This window comes from Actinoplanes sp. URMC 104, from assembly GCF_051386375.1.
GTDB lineage: Bacteria > Actinomycetota > Actinomycetes > Mycobacteriales > Micromonosporaceae > Actinoplanes.
Genome location: NZ_JBPQTO010000012.1, coordinates 46328 through 67234, shown reverse-complemented (window position 1 = coordinate 67234; position 20907 = coordinate 46328). Strand labels below are relative to the sequence as shown.

19 protein-coding genes are annotated in these 20907 nt (G+C 74.7%); 12 read left to right on the top strand and 7 right to left on the bottom strand.

The window, feature by feature from the left end; genetic code table 11:
* Window positions 1–90 precede the first annotated feature (90 nt).
* Both ACSNN8_RS39190 and ACSNN8_RS39185 read right to left on the bottom strand, forming a co-directional pair.
* Window positions 91–2868 carry a helix-turn-helix transcriptional regulator gene (locus ACSNN8_RS39190; RefSeq protein WP_436655756.1) on the bottom strand — a complete coding sequence of 926 codons (2778 nt, stop codon included), beginning with the start codon at window positions 2866–2868 and terminating at the stop codon, window positions 91–93.
* Window positions 2869–2997: 129 nt separating this feature from the next.
* Window positions 2998–4851, bottom strand: a complete 1854-nt coding sequence (locus tag ACSNN8_RS39185) for a chorismate-binding protein (RefSeq protein ID WP_436655754.1) — start codon at window positions 4849–4851, stop codon at window positions 2998–3000.
* Window positions 4852–5023: 172 nt separating this feature from the next.
* On the opposite strand from ACSNN8_RS39185, the gene ACSNN8_RS39180 reads away from it, so the two are divergent.
* Genes ACSNN8_RS39180 through ACSNN8_RS39150 form a run of 7 tightly spaced genes read left to right on the top strand, consistent with a single transcriptional unit; the run spans window position 5024 to window position 11414 of the window.
* Window positions 5024–5812: a 2-amino-3,7-dideoxy-D-threo-hept-6-ulosonate synthase gene (locus tag ACSNN8_RS39180; protein WP_436655752.1), complete on the top strand. Its 789-nt coding sequence runs from the start codon at window positions 5024–5026 to the stop codon at window positions 5810–5812.
* A complete protein-coding gene (locus ACSNN8_RS39175; protein ID WP_436655750.1) occupies window positions 5809–6912 on the top strand; it encodes a 3-dehydroquinate synthase II family protein in 1104 nt (367 codons plus the stop codon). Before ACSNN8_RS39180 ends, ACSNN8_RS39175 begins: the two co-directional genes overlap by 4 nt.
* Window positions 6909–7670 (top strand): amidohydrolase family protein, encoded by a 762-nt coding sequence (locus tag ACSNN8_RS39170; RefSeq protein ID WP_436655748.1) that lies wholly within the window; start codon window positions 6909–6911, stop codon window positions 7668–7670. Before ACSNN8_RS39175 ends, ACSNN8_RS39170 begins: the two co-directional genes overlap by 4 nt.
* The gene (locus tag ACSNN8_RS39165) at window positions 7667–8941 is read left to right on the top strand and encodes an AMP-binding protein (RefSeq protein WP_436655746.1); all 1275 of its coding nucleotides are present in this window, start codon (window positions 7667–7669) and stop codon (window positions 8939–8941) included. Before ACSNN8_RS39170 ends, ACSNN8_RS39165 begins: the two co-directional genes overlap by 4 nt.
* Window positions 8941–10032: an FAD-dependent monooxygenase gene (locus tag ACSNN8_RS39160; RefSeq protein WP_436655744.1), complete on the top strand. Its 1092-nt coding sequence runs from the start codon at window positions 8941–8943 to the stop codon at window positions 10030–10032. Before ACSNN8_RS39165 ends, ACSNN8_RS39160 begins: the two co-directional genes overlap by 1 nt.
* Window positions 10029–10730, top strand: coding sequence for an SDR family oxidoreductase (locus tag ACSNN8_RS39155; protein ID WP_436655742.1), 702 nt, complete (start codon window positions 10029–10031; stop codon window positions 10728–10730). The genes ACSNN8_RS39160 and ACSNN8_RS39155 overlap by 4 nt, the downstream gene beginning before the upstream one ends.
* Before the next feature lie 12 nt (window positions 10731–10742).
* Window positions 10743–11414, top strand: a complete 672-nt coding sequence (locus ACSNN8_RS39150; protein ID WP_436655740.1) for an isochorismatase family protein — start codon at window positions 10743–10745, stop codon at window positions 11412–11414.
* On the opposite strand, the gene ACSNN8_RS39145 is transcribed toward ACSNN8_RS39150, so the two are convergent.
* The 4 genes from ACSNN8_RS39145 to ACSNN8_RS39130 form a co-directional block, all read right to left on the bottom strand.
* Complete coding sequence (locus ACSNN8_RS39145; protein WP_436655738.1) at window positions 11314–12483, bottom strand: helix-turn-helix transcriptional regulator; 1170 nt, start codon at window positions 12481–12483, stop codon at window positions 11314–11316. The two genes, ACSNN8_RS39150 and ACSNN8_RS39145, sit on opposite strands and share 101 nt — an antisense overlap.
* Before the next feature lie 94 nt (window positions 12484–12577).
* Window positions 12578–13255: a Crp/Fnr family transcriptional regulator gene (locus ACSNN8_RS39140; RefSeq protein WP_436655736.1), complete on the bottom strand. Its 678-nt coding sequence runs from the start codon at window positions 13253–13255 to the stop codon at window positions 12578–12580.
* Between the two features lie 34 nt (window positions 13256–13289).
* On the bottom strand, window positions 13290–14198 hold the full coding sequence (locus ACSNN8_RS39135; protein ID WP_436655734.1) for a GIY-YIG nuclease family protein: 909 nt from the start codon (window positions 14196–14198) through the stop codon (window positions 13290–13292).
* Complete coding sequence (locus tag ACSNN8_RS39130) at window positions 14195–14635, bottom strand: hypothetical protein (RefSeq protein WP_436655732.1); 441 nt, start codon at window positions 14633–14635, stop codon at window positions 14195–14197. Before ACSNN8_RS39130 ends, ACSNN8_RS39135 begins: the two co-directional genes overlap by 4 nt.
* Before the next feature lie 231 nt (window positions 14636–14866).
* On the opposite strand from ACSNN8_RS39130, the gene ACSNN8_RS39125 reads away from it, so the two are divergent.
* The 5 genes from ACSNN8_RS39125 (at window position 14867) to ACSNN8_RS39105 (ending at window position 19615) form a co-directional block, all read left to right on the top strand.
* Entirely contained in the window at window positions 14867–15460 is a 594-nt protein-coding gene (locus ACSNN8_RS39125) for a hypothetical protein (RefSeq protein WP_436655730.1), read from the top strand.
* A 135-nt stretch (window positions 15461–15595) separates the two neighbouring features.
* Entirely contained in the window at window positions 15596–16510 is a 915-nt protein-coding gene (locus tag ACSNN8_RS39120; RefSeq protein WP_436655728.1) for a hypothetical protein, read from the top strand.
* Between the two features lie 24 nt (window positions 16511–16534).
* Entirely contained in the window at window positions 16535–17050 is a 516-nt protein-coding gene (locus tag ACSNN8_RS39115) for a hypothetical protein (RefSeq protein ID WP_436655726.1), read from the top strand.
* Window positions 17051–17193: 143 nt separating this feature from the next.
* A complete protein-coding gene (locus ACSNN8_RS39110; RefSeq protein WP_436655724.1) occupies window positions 17194–18237 on the top strand; it encodes an NAD-dependent epimerase/dehydratase family protein in 1044 nt (347 codons plus the stop codon).
* A 235-nt stretch (window positions 18238–18472) separates the two neighbouring features.
* The gene (locus tag ACSNN8_RS39105) at window positions 18473–19615 is read left to right on the top strand and encodes a serine hydrolase domain-containing protein (protein WP_436655722.1); all 1143 of its coding nucleotides are present in this window, start codon (window positions 18473–18475) and stop codon (window positions 19613–19615) included.
* A gap of 151 nt (window positions 19616–19766) precedes the next feature.
* On the opposite strand, the gene ACSNN8_RS39100 is transcribed toward ACSNN8_RS39105, so the two are convergent.
* The gene (locus ACSNN8_RS39100; RefSeq protein WP_436655720.1) at window positions 19767–20789 is read right to left on the bottom strand and encodes a LacI family DNA-binding transcriptional regulator; all 1023 of its coding nucleotides are present in this window, start codon (window positions 20787–20789) and stop codon (window positions 19767–19769) included.
* Window positions 20790–20907: the final 118 nt, after the last annotated feature.

Below are 20907 nucleotides of genomic sequence, written 5' to 3'. Positions count from 1 at the left end.
GGCTCCCGGTGTCCCCGTTGGCGGTGGAAGCGTCCACCTACCGCCATGCTGAGGTCGCCCGGCCCGGCCCGCCATCACGTAAGTCCGGGATTACTGCCGGCACTCCCGGGCGACCACGGTGGCCAGCTCCACCCGGCTGTGCAGGTCGAGCTTCTGGAAGATCTTGCGCAGGTGGCTGTCCACGGTGTGCGGCGAGAGGTGCAGCCGGCGCGCGGCGGCGATGTTCGTCATCCCCCCGGCGATCAGCAGCGCGACCTCGCGTTCGGCGGTGGACAGCTGCGGCAGGCACGACTCCGGCGGCCGGTCGGCCGGCGCGGGCGCCACGCCGCGCCACTTGCCGAGGTCGGCCACCAGCCGCCGCCGCGCGCCGGCCGCGCGGGCGGCGGTGAGCAGCTCGTCGGCCTCGTCGTACCAGGCCCGCGCGGCGCTGCGGTCGGTGCCACGGGCGAGCAGGGCGGCGTCGTGCAGCGCGGCGGCCAGCGCGAGGGGGCGCGGCGTGCGCCGGAACTCCTCGATCGCCCGGCGCAGGTCCTGGGTGGAGCGGTGCATCAGCCCCGCGGCGTGCGCCGCCGCGCCGGCCAGCGAGTGCGACTTGGGGTTCGCCGCGGCGAGCCGCGAGGTCACGTCGAGCGCCGCGGTCGCGCGGCCGCGGTCGCCGGCCGCGAGCGCGATCCGCACCAGCGCCGGCCCGGCGCCGGCGTCCTGGGCGATCACGGCCGGGCGCGCGGCGAGGTTGTCGTAGACGTCCGCGATCAGCGCGACGGCCCGGTCGACGGCGCCCTCGGCGGCCAGCAGCGTCGCGACGGGCCACCGGACGTCCTCGGGCGGCGCGCCGATCCCGGCGTCGAGGCGCTCCCGCATCCGGGCCTGGAAGCCGCGCGCCTGGTCGAGCTCGCCGCGCAGCACGGCCAGCTTGATCAGCGTGCCGAGCAGCGGAACCGTCAGCTGGTACGCGGTGAGCTGCTCGGCCAGGGCGACCCCGGCGTCCGCCTCGGCCGTCGCGTCCTCGAGGTCGCCGCGCGCGCTCAGCAGCGCGGCGGTGTAGTAGTGCAGCAGCGGCTGCGCCCACGCGGCGCCCAGCGCGTCGGCCTCCTGCCGCCCGCGGCGCAGCGCCTTGTCGGCCTCGTCGAAGCGGTCGAGCAGGGTCAGCGCGTTCGCCAGCCAGAGGCGCGGCTGGCGGTGCAGGGCCGCCCCACCGCTGCTGTCGGCCAGGTCGGTGGCGGTGGCCGCGTGCGCGTGCGCGTCGTCGAGGCGGCCCTCGGCCTGCGCCACCAGGCTGCGCGCGGTCAGCCCGAACACGGCCGCGCCGGGGTCGTGCTCGCGGCCGATCCGGTCGGCCTCCGCGCCCGCCGCGTCGGCGTCGGCGTAGTCGTCGCGGTAGAAGGTGGCGTGGGCGAGCACCGCGTGCAGCTGCGCGCGTACGGCCGCGGGGATGCCGGGCTGGCTCAGGCCGTCCTCGGCGTACTCGGCGGCCCGGCGGTTCTGCCCGGCGTGCTTGGACGCCTCCGCGAGCCCGAGCAGCAGCGACGCCTTGACGTGCGGCGCCAGCCCGGCCCGCAGCGCGGTCTCGCCCAGCTGCTGCGCCTGCGCCGTGCGCCCGGCCTTCGCGAGCAGCCCCACCACCTCGGCGGTCACCTCGGGCCGCGCCGGGTCGCCGTCGCCCAGGGCCTGCAACGCCTGCAGCATCAGGTCGGCCGCGGCGCCGGGCGCGCTCGTGGCCATCTCGGCGGCCCGCTCGCGCAGCATGCCGACCGCGGCGCCGGTGCCGCTGCGGCCGCTGCGCAGCAGGTGCCCAGCGACCTCGGCGGTGGGCCGGCCCTGCTCGCGGGCCAGCGCGGCGGCCTGGGCGTGCAGGTGCTGCGCCCGCGCGGCGCCGAGCGTGCTGTGCACGGCCTGGTGCACCAGGTCGTGCCGGAACGTCATGCCGTCCGCGTCGTCGACCAGGATCCCGGAGTCGAGCACCTCGTCGATCAGGTCGAACAGCCCGGCCGGCTCGGCGCCCGCCAGGCGCGCCGCGGTCTCGATGTCGAACGGCCGGTCGAGCACGGACGTCGCGCGCAGCAGCCACTGGGCCGGCGGCGACAGCACCCCCATGATCTCCCGTACGGTCGCCACGAAGCTCGACGGCAGGTCGTCGCCCACCACCGTGGCGGTCCCGTCCGCGATCACGATCTGGCCGGTCCGCAGCAGCGCGGAGAGCAGCTGCTCGATCCGCAGCGGGTTGCCGCCGCAGCCGGCCACGAGCGCCAGTACGGTGTTGTCGACCCGGGCGCCGACCACCTCCCGGCACAGCCGCTCGCACGCGTCGTCGTCGAACACGTCGAGGCGGATCGCGGTGCCCCGCTCGGCCAGCCAGTCCAGCGTCTGCCGTCCGGGCGCGCCGGTCTGCTGCGAGCGGCCGGCCAGCAGCCAGCGCACCGGCGAGGAGGCGAGCGCCGGCACCAGCTCGCGCAGCGCCAGCGCGCTGAGCTCGTCCATCCAGTGGGCGTCGTCGATCACCACGAGCAGCGGGCGGCGGGCGGCGTACTGCTCCAGCGAGTCGCGCAGCCGGTAGATCCGGGCGTAGTTGCCGGTCTCGTGCTCCGCGGCCGACATCCAGGCGAAGTCGTCGCTGGGCGGGCTGCAGGCCTGCAGCGCACCGGCGAGCGTGACCAGCGGCGCCGCCAGGTCGTGCCGGAACGCCTCGCGCGCGGCCACCGCGATGTCGCGGTCGAACGCGTAGTCGCCGGCGGCCCGCAGCAGCTTGGACTTGCCGATGCCGGGCGCCCCCAGGATGACGTGCCAGCCGCCGGCGCCGGCCGCCGTGTCGTCCAGCGCCCGGTGCAGCGTCGCCAGCTCACGGTCGCGGCCGACGATGCGCTCGGTCATCGACGCTGCCCCTCGTCGAGCAATCCGACCTCCCTGCCCTCCGAGCCCGCCGGAGGGTGACCACGTTAGTACCCGCTGTGCACCCCGCCGACCCACCGAGCGGGTGGGGGCCGGCGACCGGGTGACCGGTCAGCATCGAACGTGTCGAGAGGCACCCTGCCGTACCGGGCCGCCCGAATCCAATCGATCATCGGATGGTGAGGTCACGGCGGCGAGCATCCCGCCGAGGATCTCCGGCCCGTCCTCGGTGAGCAGCGACTCGACATGGAACTGGACGGATCGGATGCCCGGCGCGGCCAGCGCGTGCACGACCCCGTCGCGGGCGTCGCGGGTCACCCGGACCGGCCCCCGGACGTACGGCGACATCAGTTGATCTTCGCAGCTCAGCGCGGCGAACGAGTTGTAGAAGCCGACCAGCCGGGACCGTCCATCCAGGACGATCCGACGGCGTACGCCCTGCGCGGGTTCACCCAGACGGGTGACATGCAGGCCGAGGAGCGCGGCGAGCACCTGGTGGCCGAGGCAGACCGCGAGCAGCGGCCGGCGCCGCGCGAGCAGCTCGCCGGCCAGCCGATGCAGCGCGCCGACGCGGGGGTCGGTGCGGTCGCGCGGGTCGCCGGGGCCGGGGCCGAGCAGCACCACGTCACCGTCGAGGTCCCCGGCCCGGTGCCACGGCACGACCCGTACGGCGACGCCGAGCGACTCCGCCATGTGCGCCAGCATGCCGGTGAAGTCGTCCCCGGCCGCCACGATCGTCAGCCGCACGGCCGGCTCCGGCGCGGGCGCCCGCGGGCCGCACCAGAAGGTGGACAGCCCGTGGTCGGCGCGGACGGGCACCCGGCGTACGGGCCGGGGTGGTTGCGGCGGGGGAGCGCCGAGCAGGGCGCCGAGCAGCGCGGAGGCCTTCGCCCGGGTCTCGCGGGCCTCGGCGTCCGGGTCGGAGCCGCGCACCAGCGTCGCGCCGGCGGCCACCGTGAACCGGCCCTCCGCGTCGATGTCGGCGGTGCGGATGAGCAGCGCCGAGTCGAGGTCGCCGGGGGCGGCGAGGGCCAGCGCGCCGCCGTAGTAGCCGCGGCCGGTGCGCTCGTGCCCGGCGATCACCCGGCAGGCGCGCGCGACCGGGCTGCCGGTGACGGTCGGGGCCGGCAGCGTGAGCCGCAGGACCTCGCGGACGTCGAGGTCGGTGGGTCCGTCGACGGTGTACTCGGTGTGCGCGAGGCGGGACATCAGCCGCAGCCGCGGGCCGTGCACGCGGCCGCCGCCCCGGCAGACCCGGGCCATCGTCTTGAGCTCCTCGTCGACCACCATGAGCAGCTCGCCGGCCTCCTTGGGGTCGGCGAGGAACCGGCGCAGCCCCGCCGCGGTCGGGCCGCCGGCCGGGTAGCGCCAGGTGCCGCTGATCGGCGTCATCGTGGCGACGCCGCCGCGCACCCGGACCTGGCACTCGGGGGTGGCGCCCAGCAGCGTGCGGCCGTCGAAGTGCACGAGGAACGTCCAGTACGCGCCCCGCTCGGCCGTCAGCAGCCGGCGGTACGCGGCCAGCGCGTGGCGGGGCGACCAGGCGGCGAGCCGGCCCCGGCAGGTGCGGCGCAGCACGAAGTTCGGCCCGTCGCCGCCCGCGATGTTGCGCCGCAGAACCGTGCGCACGGCGTCGGCGTACGCGGCGTCGGACTCGTCGAAGCTCGAGGCGCCGGTTGCGGGCGTACGCGGAAGTGCGCGCAGGGCCTCGGCGAGCGGCACGGCGAAGCGGGTCCGGGGCCGGATCGCCACGAGCGGGGTGCCGTCGTCGACCGCGGTCAGCCCGCTCCCGGTGATCTGCCGGAACGGCACCACGGCGAGGATCCCGTCGTCCGGCAGCGGCAGCCCGGCGAGCGCCGGCACGGTCTCCGCCTCGCCGGCGAGCACCTCGACCCGGCCGTCGCCCGCGTCCGGCCGGTGCAGCAGCGCGAACGCGGGCGAGGCGAGCACATCGTCGAACGTCATCGGCCGATCCCACTGCGCCCGCGCCGGGAACGGCAACTACCCACATCGGTGGAGGAGTCGGTGAGCTGCGGAAACGCGCCGCCTACCCGTTCGAGTAGGAGACCGCCGCGCGTCGCCGTGGCTAGCGTCGCGAACGGACGGAACGACCCCCGCCGAATCGAGGTGACCCATCGTGCACGGCAACGGATCCTTCGGCCGGCGCCTGCGGCTGCGCCGGCTCTCGCGGCACCCGGGCGGCCTGCTCGTGGTGCCGCTCGACCACGCGGTCGGCGCCGGCCCGCTCGCCCACCGCGGCACGCTGGACGGGCTGCTGGGCCGGCTCGCCGGCGCCGGTGTGGACGCGGTCGTGCTGCACAAGGGCGCGGTGCGCCGGGTGCGGCCGGAACGCTTCCGCGACATGTCGCTGATCCTGCACCTCAACGCGGGCACCGGGCTGGCCGCCGACCCCGACGACAAGTACCCGGTGGCGACGGTCGCCGAGGCGCTGCGGCTGGGCGCCGAGGCGGTCAGCGTGCACGTCAACGTCGGCTCGCGCACCGAGGACCGGCAGATCGCCCACCTCGCCGCGACCGCCGGGCTGTGCGACCGCTGGGGCGTGCCGCTGCTGGCCATGATGTACGTGCGGGGTCCCGCGATCGCCGACGGCCGCGATCCGGCCCTGGTGGCGCACGCGCTGCTCGTGGCCGCCGAGCTGGGCGCCGACCTGGTCAAGACCGCGCTGCCGGACGATCCCGGCGCGGTCGCCCGGATCACGGCCGCGTGTCCCGTGCCGGTGCTCGCCGCGGGCGGCCCGGCGGGCGACGGCGAGGCGGCGGTCGCGCACCTCGGGTCGGCGCTGCGGGCCGGGGCGGCCGGGATCGCGGCGGGCCGGGTCGTGTTCACCGCCGACGACCCGGGCGCCGTGGCCGGTCGCCTGGCCGCGCTGGCGCACGAGGCGCGCACGCCGGTGGGTGTGTCGTGACCGGCACGCTGTGCTGGCTGGACGTCCGCGGCGCGGGGGAGGCCGGCCGGGCGCTGCGCGAGGAGGCCGTGCACCAGCGCTTCGACGCGATCGTCGCCGACGACCCGGCCGACCTCGCGGGGCTGCCCCCGACCGTCACGCGGGTGCTGGCCCTCGCCGCCGACCGGCCAGCCGGCGACCTCGGCGCCGCCGACCTGGTGCTGCTCCCCGCGGGCCCGCCGCCGCCCGCGGACGGGGGCGAGGGCCGCAGCGTCCGGTTCGGTGAGTGGCACGAGGTGGTGGACCGGGAGAGTTTGGAGCGGGCGTGCGCGGCGGTGCGCCGTGACGGCGTGACGTTGCTGAGCTTCGCCGACGCCACCAACATCCCGATGGAGATCGTGCTGGCCGCGGCGGCGCGCAGCGGCGGGACCATCGTCACGGCGGCCGCGAGCGTGGACGAGGCGCTCGTGCAGCTGAGCGTGCTGGAGCACGGACCCGACGGCGTGCTGCTCACCGCGCCCGCGCCCGGGGACGCCACCCGGCTCGCCGGGCTGACGCGGGCGTCCTCGCCCGGGCTCGACCTGGTTTCGCTCACGGTCACGGGCATCCGGCACGTCGGCGCGGGGGAACGGGCCTGTGTGGACACGTGCTCGGTGCTCGGTCCGGACGAGGGGATCCTGGTGGGCTCGTGGGCCAGGGCGCTGATGCTGTGCGTGAGCGAGACGCACCCGCTGCCCTACATGCCGACGCGCCCGTTCCGGGTCAACGCGGGCGCGGTCATGTCGTACACACTGGCGGACGCCGAGCACACCCGTTACCTCAGCGAGCTGGGCGCCGGCGACACCGTGCTGGCGGTCGGCGCGGACGGGCGCACGCGGCGGGTCACCGTGGGCCGGGTGAAGATCGAGACCCGGCCGCTGCTCGCGATCGACGCGACCGCCCCGGACGGTGAGCCGGTCAGCCTGATCGTGCAGGACGACTGGCACGTACGGGTGCTGGGCCCGGGCGCCGCGGTGCTCAACACGACCGAGCTGCGCCGCGGCGACGAGGTCCTCGGCCACCTGCCGGGCCGGGAACGCCACGTGGGCTACCCGATCGACGAACTGTGCGTCGAGCGATGACGGTCCTCGACTTCCACGCGCGGCTCACCCCCGGCGCGGACGAGCCGGCGCGGCTGCTGGCGGCGATGGACGCGGCGGGCATCGGGCAGGCCGCGGTCTGCGCGGGCGGGCTGCTGCCGCTCGACCGGCTCGCGCGGCAGATCGACGAGGGCGGGCGCGCCGAGGTGGCCGCGGACAACGAGGGCGTCCGGCGGGCCTGCGCGCGCTCGGGCGGCCGGCTCCTGCCGTTCTTCTTCGCCGACCCGCTGCGCGACGGGGCGGCGTACCGGAAGACCGCCGGCGACTTCCGCGGCCTGGAGATCTCACCGGCCGTCCACGGCGGACGGCTCGACGCGCCCGAGGTGGCGGAGCTGGTCGCCACGGCCGGGGACGCCGGGCACCCGGTGTACGTGGTCACGCTCGCCCGGCCCGGCTCGCGGCCCGCCGATCTCGCCGCGCTGGCGGCCCGGTTCCCGCGCGTGACCTTCGTGTGGGGGCACTGCGGGCACACCGGGCTCGACCTCGCGGGGCTGGCCGCGATCGCGGACCGCCCCACCGTGCTCGCCGAGCTCTCCGGCTGCCTGACCGTCACCGCGCGCCTCGCTGTCGCCCGGCTCGGCCCCGGCCGAGTGCTGTTCGGCACCGAGTACCCGTTGCAGCAGCCGGAGGTGGAGTTGTGCAAGGTGGCGTCGCTCGGCCTGGACCCGTCCGCCCGCGACGCCGTGCTGGGCGGCAACGCGCGGCGGGTGCTGCGAACGGCGGAAGGGACACGACCATGACGAGCCTGCCCCGGCTGGGGGACTGGACCGACTTCGCCGGGCTGCGGCGGCTGCAGGAACAGCGGCTGCCCCGCACGCTCGAGGCGGCGAGGCGCTCGCCGTTCTACGCCCGCCGCGGGGTGCCGGACGACCTGGCCGGCTGCCCGCTGACCACCAAGCGGGACCTGCGCGACGCCTATCCGTTCGGGCTGCTCGCCGTCGACCGCGCCGAGCTGGCCACCTATCACGAGTCGAGCGGCACCAGCGGCACGCCCACCTCCTCGTACTACACGCCCGCGGACTGGCAGGACCTGATCGACCGGTACGCCCGCAAGCACGTCGGCATCCGGGCCGGCGACACGTTCCTGGTCCGCACGCCGTACGCCTTGATGATCACCGGTCATCTGGCGCACGCGGCCGCCCGCTCGCGCGGCGCGACCGTCGTGCCCGCCGACAACCGGTCGCTGGCCATGCCGTACGCGAAGGTGGTCCGGGTGCTGCACGACCTCGGCGTCACGCTGACCTGGTCGCTGGCGACCGACACGCTGCTGTGGGCGGCCGCGGCCCGGCTCGCCGGTCGTGAACCCGCCCGCGACTTCCCGGCGCTGCGCGCGCTGTTCGTCGGCGGCGACCCGCTGGGACCGGCGAAGAAGCGGCGCATCGCGCAGGTCTGGAACGCGCCGGTGGTCGAGGAGTACGGCGCCACCGAGACCGGCAGCCTGGCAGGCGAGTGCCCGCACGGGCGGCTGCACCTGTGGGCCGACCGGGCCGTCTTCGAGGTGCACGACCCGGCGACCGGCCGGCTGAGCCCCGCGGGGCGCGGCCGGCTCGTGGTCACGCCGCTCTACCGGGAGGCGATGCCGCTGCTGCGCTACGACCTGGAGGACGCGGTGGAGGTGTCCTATCCGGACTGCCCGTGCGGCTGGGCGCTGCCGGTCGTACGGGTGCTGGGCCGCTCGGCGTGGACGGTGCGCGCCGGGGACGCCGAGCTCGCCCAGGGCGACGTGGAGGACCTGGTGTTCGGGCTGCCCGCCGAGTACGGCGTGCTGTTCTGGCGCGCCCGCGGGAGCGGGAGCGGGCTGCTCGTGCAGATCGAGGCGGACGACCCCGCCGCCGGGCGCGACCTCGAGGAGGCGCTCGGGAAGGCGTACGGGATCGAGGCGGTCGTCGAGGCGCTGCCGGCCGGAACCCTCGTGCCGCACCGGCTGCTGACCGCCGAGCCCGAGGTGGTGAAGCCGCGCGGGCTGTTCCGCGCGGACGAGGACTGGGACAAGGCCTTGGAGTACTACTGATGAGCGCGCACATCGTGGTGGTCGGCGCCGGCATCGGCGGGCTGGCCGCGGCCGCCGCCCTGGGCCGCCGCGGCGTCCACTGTCTCGTCGTCGAGCGCAGCCCCGTGCTGTCGCCCGCAGGCGGCGGCATCCAGATCGCGCCCAACGGCTCGGCCGTGCTGCACCGGCTGGGCCTCGCCGGCCCGCTGGGCGAGGCCGCCCGCCCGGTCGCCCGCGAGCTGCGCCGCTGGCGCGACGACCGTCCGATCGCGACGGTGCCGCTGGGCGCCGAGGCCGTGCGCCGCCACGGCAGCCCCTACTACGCGCTGCGCCGCGCAACGCTCGCGCGGATGCTGCTGCAGGCGGCGCAGCGGCACGCCGAGGTGCGGTTCGGCACGCCGTGCGTCGGCGTCACCGACCGCGGCGACCAGGCCGTCGTGCTGCTCGGCGACGGCACCCGGCTCACCGCCGACGCGGTGGTCGGCGCCGACGGCCTGCACTCGGTCGTGCGCCGGGCCGTGCTCGCCGACCGGCCCCGCTCCAGCGGCTTCGTCGCCTTCCGCGGCACCGTCCGGGCCCGCAGCGACCGCGTCGTCGTGCGGCTCGGGCCGGGACGGCACGTGGTCAGCTATCCGCTCGACGGGGACGCGGGCTCCGCCGTGGTCGCCGTCGTGCCGGAGCCGACGGCGCCGCCCGCCGCGCGCGGTGTTCCGGCGGGCGAGGTCCTCGCGGGCTTCCCGCGGTGGCACCGGTCGGTGCGCGACCTGCTCACCTCGGTGGGGCGGTTCGGGCGGCACCCGCTGCTCGACCGGCCGCGACCCGCGTGGCGGCGCGGGCGGATCGTGCTGCTCGGCGACGCCGCCCACCCGGTGCTGCCGTTCCTGGCGCAGGGCGCCTGCCTGGCGCTGGAGGACGCGGAGGCGCTCGCCGAGGGCCTCGAGGGCTACCAGACCGCGCGGGCCGCGCGCGTCGACCGGGTGGCGGCGGCCGGCTCGGCCGGGATCCGCGAGCTGCACCTGCCCGACGGGCCCGCGCAGCGCGCCCGCGACGATCGGCTCGCGGCGGCCGGCCCGGACGGCCACGACTGGCTCTACGGGCGGGCAGCGGCATGACGGGGCGACGCGTCGCGCTGGTGACCGGCGCGGCCGGGGGGATCGGGTCGGCCGTGGTGCGGGCGCTGGAGCGCGACGGCCTGCGGGTGGTGGCCAGTGACCGCTCGTCCGGCCTGGCGCTGGACGTGCGCGACACGGCCTCGGTGGACCGCGCGGTCCGGCACGTCGAGCACGCCGTGGGGCCGATCGCGGTGCTGGTCAACGTGGCGGGCGTGCTGCACGCCGGGCCGGCCCTGGAGACCACCGACGCGCAGTGGCAGGAGGTGTTCGACGTCAACGCGACCGGCGTGTTCCGGCTCGGCCGGGCGGTCGGCGCGTGCATGGCCCGGCGCGGCGCCGGGTCGATCGTCACGGTCGGCTCCAACGCGGCCGGGGTGCCGCGGGCGGGCCTGGCCGCGTACGCCGCCTCGAAGGCCGCCGCCGCGCACCTCACCCGCTGCCTCGGGCTCGAGCTGGCCCGCCACGGCGTGCGCTGCAACGTGGTGTCGCCGGGCTCGACCGACACCGCGATGCTGCGCGGCCTCGGCGGCGATCCCGTGCTCGGCTCGCCCGCGCAGTTCCGGGTGGGCATCCCGCTGCGCCGCGTCGCCGACCCGGCCGACGTGGCCGAGGCGGTCGCGTTCCTGGCCTCCGACCGGGCGCGGCACATCACCATGCACGACCTTTACGTCGACGGCGGCGCCGCGCTGCACGTCTGAGAGGAGCGACCCGTGCGCACCCAGCCCTATCCGATGCCGTCGCCGCCGACGCCGGCCGTGGCGTCGTGGCGGCCCGACCGCGGCCGGGCCGCCGTGCTCGTCCACGACATGCAGCGCTACTTCGTGGACATGCTGCCCGCGGGCCGCTCTCCGACGACCGAGCTGATCGCCAACATCCGGCGGATCCGGGCGCTGGGGATGCCGGTGCTCTACAGCGTCCAGCCGCCGACCGTCACGCGTGCCGAGCGGGGCCTGCTGCACGACCTGTGGGGGCCGGGCATGACGGCCGCCGGCCCGGGCGCCGCGGACATCGTGGACGAGCTGGCGCCCGGCCCGCTCGACCAGATCGTCGTCAAGCACCGCTACAGCGCCTTCTTCCGGACGGACCTGGCCGAACGCCTCGCCGCGCTGGGCCGCGACCAGCTGATCGTCTGCGGCGTGTTCGCCTCCGTCGGCTGCCTGTGCACGGCCGCCGACGCGTACGCCCACGACCTGCAGACCTTCCTGGTCGCCGACGCGACGGCCGACTTCACCCCGCACGACCATCGGCTCGCGCTCGACTGGGCCGCCCGGCGCTGTGCCGTCACTCCGTCGACCGCCGGGCTCGCCGGTGCCACAGCGCCACCAGCTCCACCCGCGAGCCGATCCCCAGCTTCTGGAAGATCTGCCGCAGGTGGTAGTTGACCGTGTGCGTGCTGATCCCGCTGCGGCTGGCGATCTGCCGGTTGGTCAGCGCCTGCCCGACCAGGTCGGCGATCTCCCGTTCGCGCGGGCTCAGCGCGTCCCAGCCGGGCTCGCCGGTGGGACGGCGCGGGGCCGGCGCGGGCGTACGGCGGGGCTGCCGGCGCGCCGGTTCCGCGCGCAGCGCCGCGGCGACCGGGCGGGGCAGCGTCGACTCGACGGCCGCGCGCACCAGGTCGTGGCCGAACGCGAGCAGCTCGCCGTCGCCGCCGAGCAGCCCCGACTCCAGCGCCTCCTCCAGCGCGGGCAGCATCGTCACCGGGCCGACGCCCAGCAGGTTCGCCAGGCGCAGCAACGGGAACGACACGCCGACGGTCGCGGCCGCCTGCAGCAGGTGCCGCGCCGGAGCCGACACCGCGGCTACCTGCCCGCGCACGGCCGCCTCGGTGCGGCGGGGCAGCCGCGACGCGCGCAGCGACGCCCAGCCGCCCTCCACGGTGAGCAACCCGTCCTCGTCCAGCCCGGCGAGCAGCTCGCGCAGCGCGGCCGGGCGGCCGGCGGCGACCCGGCACAGGTCCATCAGCAGTGGGTCGGGACGGGCGCCGAGCGTCCGCCGGACGAGCTCCGCCTGGGCCTGCGCGGGCAGCGGCGCCACCCGTACGCGATGGACGTCGGCGGAGGGCAGGTGCAGCGCGCCGTCCGCGGGGCCGGTGAGCACGGCCAGCACGGGCGCGCTGCCGGCGAGCAGGTCCAGCACCGTCCACGCGCGCGGGTCGATCCGCCGGGGGTGGTCGGCGAGGAAGACCAGCGGCCCCGGATGGTCGGCGGCGGAGCGCAGCACCTGCCGCGACCCGACCGCGCCCGACCACTCCGGCTCGGCGAAGACGGTCATGCGGCGCGCGCGGGCGAGCCGCGCCGTCTCGTCGAGCAGCCGGGTGCGGCCGCTGCCGGGCGGCCCCTGAAGCATCAGCACGGTCGGCCGCCCGGCGGGCAGGTCGTCGAGCAGGCCGCCGATCCGCCGCAGCTCCTGGTCGCGCCCGATCAGCGCGTGCCCCGCGATCCGTGGCACCATCGTCCCTCCCCGGGTCGGAAATCCGTACGCCCGATGGTGGGTGGGTTCGCCGCGGGAGATCGCCTACTGGTAGGGGATCGCGCTTTTCCGACTCTTACAGCTCCGCGGTCTTGCGCAGCCGCGCCGGGTCGAGGACGGTGATGCGCCGGTAGCCGGTGCTGATCAGCCCGTCGTCGCGCAGCTCGTGCAAGGCCTTCTGGATGGTGGCCGGGGCGATCGCGATCATCGCGGCCAGGTCGGTCTGGCTCAGCGGCACCAGCAGCTCGACCGCGCCGTCCGGGCTCGGCCGGCCGCACACCTCGGCCACCTCGGCCAGCAGGCGGGCCAGCCGGAGGTGCGCCGGGAAGGCCGCGAAGTCCGTGCGCCGCCGGTTGGCCCAGCGCAGCTGCCGGGCGACCGCCGCCGCGATCAGCGCCGCCGCGTCCGGGCGCTGTCTCAGGAACGCCTCGAACTGGGCACGGCTCACCTGCCCGACCGTGAGCGGGCCGCACGCGACGACCGTGGCGTTGCGCGGCTCCCCGGTCAGCGCGCCGATCTCGCCCACCACCTCGCCGGGCAGCCGGATGCCCAGCAGCGTCTCGACGCCCTCGGCCGACGTGGTCACCTTGACGAAGCCCGCCACCAGCAGGAACACGTGCGAGTCGCGGGCGCCCTCGCGCAGGAGCGTGCGGCCCGCCGCAAAGCTGCGCCGCACGCTGTCGCGCACCAGGGCCGTGGCCACCTCCGCCGGCAGGCTGCCCAGGAACGTTCCCGCCGCCCAGGGCTTGTCCATGGATCCCCCTCGATGTCCGCGCGTGCTCACTCCATCACGGCACGTGACTTGCGGCAATCTCGCGGGCCAGCTCGGCGTTGCGCGCGGCGAACGCGACCCACGCCGGCGGGGTCAGGTCGAGGTAGCGGCGGGCGTTGCGCTGCGAGGTCGTGCGCTGCTCCCAGCCGTCGAGGCGCCCGCCCCGGATGCGGAAACGCACGAGCAGCCCGTCCGACCACCCGTACACGTCCTGGTCCCCGACGGACCGCAGCCGCGTGACCTTCTGCTCCGCCGCGATCCAGTCGACCGCGTCGATCTCCTCGTGGATGCGGGCCGCCAGCTCGAAGGCCAGGTTCGCCGACGCCCGGTCGCGAAGGACGACGAGCTTCCCCCGTACGGCCTCCAGTGCCTCTTCCTCCCGCCGGAGCACCGCGAGAACGGCCGCCAGCAGCTCCGCGCGCTGCGACGGGTCGACCCCGCGGATCCTGGCCAGGTCGCGCAGGCCGCCGTCAAGACGCTCGCGGGTGTAGCGCAGCGGCAGCACCCGGTCCAGCGCGGACACGGCGAGCCGCCCCTGCGCGCCGCCGAGGTACGGCCCGAACGTGTGCGCGTCGTCGCCCGGCGCGGGCCAGTGCACGAGCGTGATCCCGGCGTCCTCGCTCACCCGGATGCAGACCGCGGCCTCCATGCCGCCGCGGATCCGGTTCCAGCGCGGCTTGGAGCGCTCGAGCAGGTTGCGCTCCAGCCACGCCGCCTCGTGCACCGAGTCACACGCCACCGCCTCGACACGCGCGATCAGCGGCACCATCCGCCGCAGGTGCCGGCGGTCACGAAGGTCACCCCAGTAGGAGCCGACCCGGCTGCGCAGCTGCGTGGCGCGCCCGATGTAGAGCACCCGGCCGCCCTCGTCGCGGAACCGGTAGACGCCGGGCGTCGCGGGCAGGCTGCGGACGGCCGCTCTCACCCCGGCAGATTACAGGTCTCCAGCAGGCGGGCCGCCATCTCGAGCTCGTCGGCGTCCGCGTCGTCGTCCTCGATCAGCACGTACGCGAGGGCGCGCTCGTCACCCGGATCGGTGGTCCGCTCGAACAGCGCTCGGAACGGCGCCGCGACCAGCTCCGGCCGCACCGCCCGGACCAGCAGGAACAGCCGCAGCGCGTGCGCGAACTCCCGCTCGGCCCCGGCCCGGTCCGCGGTGATGTCGCACGCGTCGAAGCGCAGCAGGCTCACCCAGGCCGCGAGCCGCACCAGCCCCCGGTCGGGGGTCGGCTCGCGGATCTCGTGCACGACCGCGGCCCGGCGCAGCGCCGCCACCCGCGGGGTCAGCGCCCCCGCGGAGTCGTCCGCCGCCAGGCAGGCGGCGACCACGAGCTCGAGTTCGCCGGCCACTCCCGCCGTCACGCTCCCGGACATCATGCGCCCATCGAAGCGGACCCGGCGCATCCGAAGAACCGTCGCTTCGGCCCATCCGTTCCGGCTGTTTCCCCCCTTGCCGCGGCCCGCCGTTTCCCGCCGTTCTCCCGCCCCGGAGGGAGCCCTCTCCCTCCCCAGGGGGATCGATTGCGGTCGTTCCTCGGCGATCGTGGACGCCAGGCAGGCCGCGGCACCGCGGCCGGATCGGAGGGAGACATCATGCGAAGGACACTCGGGTGGGGCGCCGCGGCGGCAGCGGTGGTCGTGGCGGTGGCGTCGGCCCCCGCGGGAGCGGCCGACCGCGGTGGGGCACGGGTGATCGGTTCGGCGGAGTTCGTGCTGCCGTACGGGCAGGACGCGGACGTGCGCTCGTTCTCTTTCGACGCCCGCTCGGTCCCGTGGAGCCGGCCGATCCCCGTCGAGGGCGGCGAGCACGGCGGCCCCGCCGATGCGACCGGCACCGTCCGGGTCTCGCACTGGGTCGCCGCGAAGAACCTCACCGTGCGGTTCGAGGCCGCCGTCGACTGCTTGATGACCAGTCCCGGACACGCCACGCTGACCGCGATCGTGACCCGCGCCGACGAGCCGGCCGCCGACTTCGTCGGCAAGCGGGTCGGCTTCAGCATTCAGGACGGCGGCCCCCGCCGCGACCGGGTCGGGTTCACCTGGGACGCCAGCATCGACCAGAACGAGGCCGGCGAATGGGGACCGTCGCGGATCGGCACCTGCCTCGCGCCGGCGCCCTTCGCTCTCGTGACGCGCGGCGACTACAAGGTGCGGCACGCCGAGCTGACGGCCCCGCCGGCCCGCTGAGGTCACCGCGACGCCGGGCACGGCGGGGCGGCCACCCGCCCCGCCGTGGCGTTCCCAGCCGACGGGGGTCGTCGTCACCCGCTGGCACGGCGTCCCCCTACCATTCATGATTTACGATCCGCGCAGGGGGCAACGGTGACGGATTGGCCCGACTCCACGGTGCATCTGCCGTACGTCGTGGAGATCGAACGGGACGATGGCGAGACGCGGGCGTACCCGGCGCATTTTGTGACCCTGACACCGGATTTCGTCTTCGTTCGTGATCCGGCCGGAGGGTTCGAGAACATCCCGACGCGCTCGGTTCGTTCGGCCCGAGTCACGGTGCAGGAGCTGCCCGCCGATCACGACTCGGTGCGCGCCGAGTATCCCAACGCCTACCTGCCCTGGGACGATCATGTCGAACCGGTCGTCCGTAGCGTGCACGAGTCCGCAACGACGCTCGCCGCAGCTGCGCGGCAGTGCGGCCGCCCCCCGGCGCACCTCGTCGCCAAGGCTCGCGAGTTCGGCTACGACCTCGGTGAGAAGCTGAACAATGCCGGGCACGAGCCGGAACCCGAGCCGGACGCGTTGCAGGTGCTGTTCGCCAGGCGCGCTGCCCGCAACGACTACCTCGTGATCTGCAAGCCTGGCGTTCCCGACCCGTACCAGGTGCTCAGCCGCCATCGCATCGATCCCGTTGACCTGTACCGCCTCGGCTCCTGGGGTTTCGCCGTCCCGCTGACCGGCTACCAGCTGGAGCGGGCGGCGGCGACCGGGGGCCCGGCACTTCCCGAGGATCCCGATGTCGAACGCATCGAGTTCGACCACGACCGGCTCGCGCCGCATTTCCGGACGCCACCGGAGCGGCGCGTCCACGGTGAGTATCTGGTCAGCGTTCGCGGCAGCGGTGACCCGCTCACCGTGGCTGCACGCGCGGGGGTGTCGCCCCAGTGCGTACTCGATGGCATCAACGTCTTCGGCGGTGCCATGACGGACGCCCAGATCCAGGCCCTGAGACGGGACCCCGACGTGGATCACATCGAGGACAACGGCATGGTCGACCTCGACTGAACACTGCGGTGGGCACCGGCATCGATGGCCGTTCGTACGATCTCCACCCGGTCCGGCGCTCTCTACGATGTCGGACGGTTGATCTTGAATGGAGATGTCGTGCAGCAGAAACTGGAAGCCCGCGCTTTCGAGTACGTCGCGTCATACCTGCAGGCGGGTGAGCAGCCCGTCGCGGCCGCGCGGGCCGTGGTGGGCAAGTTCTCGGCCAGCCGGCTCGGAACAGTCGTGAAGCAGGGCATCGCGCTGGAGGCCGGCGGGGCGCTCGCGGCGGCGCTCACGAAGAACCGTAAGCAGTTCGTGGTGGTGACCGACCGGCGGGTGCTGTTCCTGCCACAGACCTTCCTCGGCGGTCCGGGCAGGAACCTGCTCGGCGAGGTCCCGCGCGACCAGGTGACGCTGGCCGAGAAGAAGCTCGGTCTGGTCAGCCTGCTGCGCCTCGGGTTCGCAGCCGGCGACGGTGTGTCGCTGACCTTCCCGCGGGTCGACCGCAGAAACGCCGAATCCCTCGCGGCGGCCCTGGAGCAGGCACCGGTCGCCTGACCACCTGGTACAGGCCCCGGGCACCAGCACCGGATCAAGTTTCGGACCCGATTCTGCTCAGCTCTCCGACGGCGGCAGCCCGAAGAGGATGCTGACCGGACAGTGGTGCGAGAGGTCGGTGCCGCGCCGGTTGGGGGTCGGTGGTGCAGTCTGCTCTGGTCGTCGGTGGTACCGGCTTGATCGGCCGTGCCGTGGCGCGTCGTTTGCTCTCAGCCGGTTGGCGGGTCACCGTCACTGGCCGTGATCCGCGTCGCCTGCCTGCCGACCTGGCAGCTGCCGGTGTCGAGCTGTCGTTGATCGATCGCGACGATCCGGCTGGACTCGGGGTGGCCGTGGGGGATGGGCGTGATCTTGTCGTCGATTGCGCCTGCTATACGGCCGCCCAGGCCCGCCTGCTGCTCCCCTTGATCCGCAATGTCGGCTCCACCGTGATGATCTCCAGCAAGGCGGTATACGTCGACGCGGAGGGCAACCACGTCAACTCGCCGTCACCTCCCCGGTTCGCCGGAGCGGTGACCGAGCGGCAACCCACCATGAAGCCCGGCGATATGCCGTATGACTCACCGCAGGGGTACGGCGCCAACAAGGTCGCCGCCGAGCAGGTCCTGCTCGACAGCGGCCTGCCGGTAACCGTCCTGCGTCCCTCGAAGGTGCACGGCGAAGGCGCTGCACCACCGCGGGAGTGGTACTTCGTCAAGCGAGCTCTCGACCGCCGGCCGGCGCTCTTGCTTGCCGGTCATGGTCAGGGCACCGACCATCCATCGGCAGCTGTCAACATCGCCGCTCTCGTCGAGGTCGTGGCGCAACGGCCGGGGCGCCGCATACTCAATGCGGCGGACCCGGACGCCCCCGACGGGTTGACGATCTCCCGCCTGATCGCCGCCGTGACTGGTCACGCTTGGAACGAGGTGCTTCTCGACGAGAACGCGCCGCCACAGCTCGGCAAGCACCCGTGGCACCGGATCCCGCCGATAGTTCTGGACACCAGCGCCGCACAGGCGCTGGGATACCGGCCGGTCGGCGACTACGCCACCACGGTCACCGACGAGATCGACTGGATGATCGACGAGGTTGCCCAAGAACCCACCTGGAAGCCGCCAGGCATCGAACCGGAGACCGCCACGTCGTGGTTCGACTACGCGGCAGAAGACAGCTGGCTCCGCGCTACCGAGCGTCCGCCGACCTGAAAGTTCCTGCACATCGTCTGCACGACCGGGGATGCACGGCTTGAATCCGGTGCGCGGATCTGCCGCGTCCGGGCGTCGCCCACCCTTGGCCCGGGGCATCTGCTCGCGCGCCGGCGGTATCGGTGCTGATGGGTGAGACATGTTCGGTAAGGATCTTCGATACTGAATCTTTGCGGTGGTCGGCGGTTGTCTTGGCATTGCCATGGGGGGACGCACCATGCGAGGAGCTCGGTCCGTGCGGGTGACCGTCGCCGCGACGCTGGCCGGCGTTCTGGTGATGGCCGGGACCGCCTCGGACGCTTCCGGCGGCGGCGAAGGGCGGCTGCAGGCCGCCGTCGAGGAACTGCACGGGTACGGCATCACCGGCGTGCAAGGACTGACCGACGTCGACGGGCGGGTGACCACGGCGCGGGCCGGGGTCGCGAGCCTCGCCACCGGGGCGCCGGTGCCGGCCGGCGGATACTTCCGGATGGGCAGCAACACCAAGACCTTCGTGTCGGTGGTGCTGCTGCAACTCGTCGGCGAGGGGCGGCTGTCGCTCGACGACTCGGTGGAGCGCTGGCTTCCCGGCGTGGTGACGGGCAACGGGAACGACGGGCGGAAGATCACCGTACGGGAGCTGATGCAGCACACCAGCGGCATGGCCGACTACACCGACGGGCTGCCGCTGCTCGCGTCCGCGGATGGCTTCCAGGCGCACCGGTTCGACCATTACGACGCCGGCGGCCTGGTGGCGCTGGCGATGAGGACACCGCCGCTGTTCGCGCCGGGCACGTCGTGGAGTTACTCCAACACCAACTACGTGCTGGCCGGGATGATCGTCGGCCGGGTGACGGGGCACTCGTGGGCGCTGGAGGTCCACGACCGGATCCTCGCGCCGCTGCATCTGGACCACACGTACGTGCCGGACGACGAGCCGGCGCTGCGTGATCCGCACGCCGACAGCTACACCCAGGCCGAGGCCGGCGGGCCGCTCGTCGACACGACCCTCTACAACCCGACCGCTGCCGATGCCGCCGGGGCGATGATCACTACGCTCGCCGACCTCGCCCGATTCTGGCAGGCGCTGCAAGGCGGGCGGCTGCTCGCTCCGGCCCAGATGGCGCAGATGCACGAGACGGTGCCGGAGTCCGGCCCGGCGCAGGTGTTCCCGGGCGCCCGGTACGGCCTCGGCATCACGTCGATCCCGGACAGCTGCGGCGGCTACTGGGCGCACGCCGGCGGTGAACTCGGCTGGACCACCCTCAACGGCGTCAGCCCGGACGGCAAGCGCGTCGTCGTGCTCTCGATGTCGTCCCAGCTCGCTGATCAGGCGAAGGAGCAGTCCATGCGTCAGCTTGCGCAGAAGCTGATCGACGACACGCTCTGCCGGCGTTGATCTGCGCGGCTTCGCGAGACGGCCAGTGACAACGGCCTGTCATCCACCGTCGCAGCTTCAGACGGGCGTCGGTGTCCGGGTCCCGTAGGGTCCGGGGAGACCGTGTCGTCTCGCAAGGGCTCTCCGCAGGCGTGCGTGAGCGGAGCGCCGGTCAGGGTGGGGGAGCGGTGCTGTCGCGTTCGGTCAGCGTGGTGGGGACGAGGACGGTGCCGGGTTCGACGACCCGGCGCTGGATCTGGTCGAGCAGGAGCTGGACGCACCGCCGCCCCACCTCGGCGAAGTCCTGGTGCACGGTGGTCAGCGGGGGCAGGTAGGCGACGGCGTCGGGGATGTCGTCGAAGCCCACCACGCTGACGTCCTGGGGCACGCGGCGGCCGCGTTCGTGCAGGGCGCGCAGCACGCCGAGGGCCATCTGGTCGTTCGCGACGAAGATGGCGGTGCAGCCGGGCTCGTCGGCCAGCCGCAGGCCGGCGCGGTAGCCGGAGAGCGCCGACCAGTCGCCGCGCTCGACGGGCGGCACGGGACGGCCGGCCGAGGTGAGCACGTCGCGCCAGGCGGCCGCGCGGCGCTCGCTCGCGAAGGACTCGGCGGGGCCGGTGACGTGCCAGACGGTCTCGTGGCCGAGCCCGAGCAGGTGGCGCACGGCCTGGCGGGCGCCGTCGGCCTGGTCGGTGTCGACCACGGGGTAGCGGTCGCCGGCGTCGGAGTCGACGACCACGACCTGCACGCCGGGCGGCAGGGTGAGGTTCGCGGCGTCGAGCAGGTGCACTTCCATGATCACAATGACGCCGTCGACCGCGAGCTCGCCGAGGCGGGTGAAGGCGCCCAGCACGCCGTCCTGGGTGGGCATCGCCACCGGGATCAGCGTGATCGCGTAGCCCTCCTGGGCGGCCTGCGCGGCGATCGCCTCGACCGTCCGGCTGTTGCCGGTGGTCGACAAGGTGAACAAAATGACGCCGATCGTACGAAATTCGCCCCGTTTCAGGGCGCGCGCGGCACTATTGGGCCGGTAGCCCAGCTGTTGCATCGCGTTCAGAACCTCGCGCCGGGTCGACTCGAGCACTCCGGGGTGCCCGGTCGAGACGCGGCTGACCGTCTGGGAGGAGACCCCTGCCAGACGCGCCACGTCGGCCATCGAGACGCCTCGGCGACGGTTGCTTGACGTTCGTTGCACGTGGTGAAACTATCACCCGCATGTTTACGCAAACATCACAGCAGTGATCGTAAAGAAACATGGTCGAACACCGTCGGCCGGTGTCATGTTTGCGTAAACATCCGGGTGTCGGGCAAGA

Coding starts and splice junctions, on each gene's coding strand:
- ACSNN8_RS39145 (WP_436655738.1), bottom strand. CDS start 12,483: ATGGTGCCACGGATCGCGGGGCACGCGCTGATCGGGCGCGACCAGGAG.
- ACSNN8_RS39155 (WP_436655742.1), top strand. CDS start 10,029: ATGACGGGGCGACGCGTCGCGCTGGTGACCGGCGCGGCCGGGGGGATC.
- ACSNN8_RS39165 (WP_436655746.1), top strand. CDS start 7,667: ATGACGAGCCTGCCCCGGCTGGGGGACTGGACCGACTTCGCCGGGCTG.
- ACSNN8_RS39190 (WP_436655756.1), bottom strand. CDS start 2,868: ATGACCGAGCGCATCGTCGGCCGCGACCGTGAGCTGGCGACGCTGCAC.
- ACSNN8_RS39140 (WP_436655736.1), bottom strand. CDS start 13,255: ATGGACAAGCCCTGGGCGGCGGGAACGTTCCTGGGCAGCCTGCCGGCG.
- ACSNN8_RS39185 (WP_436655754.1), bottom strand. CDS start 4,851: ATGACGTTCGACGATGTGCTCGCCTCGCCCGCGTTCGCGCTGCTGCAC.
- ACSNN8_RS39170 (WP_436655748.1), top strand. CDS start 6,909: ATGACGGTCCTCGACTTCCACGCGCGGCTCACCCCCGGCGCGGACGAG.
- ACSNN8_RS39125 (WP_436655730.1), top strand. CDS start 14,867: ATGCGAAGGACACTCGGGTGGGGCGCCGCGGCGGCAGCGGTGGTCGTG.
- ACSNN8_RS39160 (WP_436655744.1), top strand. CDS start 8,941: ATGAGCGCGCACATCGTGGTGGTCGGCGCCGGCATCGGCGGGCTGGCC.
- ACSNN8_RS39115 (WP_436655726.1), top strand. CDS start 16,535: ATGGCCGTTCGTACGATCTCCACCCGGTCCGGCGCTCTCTACGATGTC.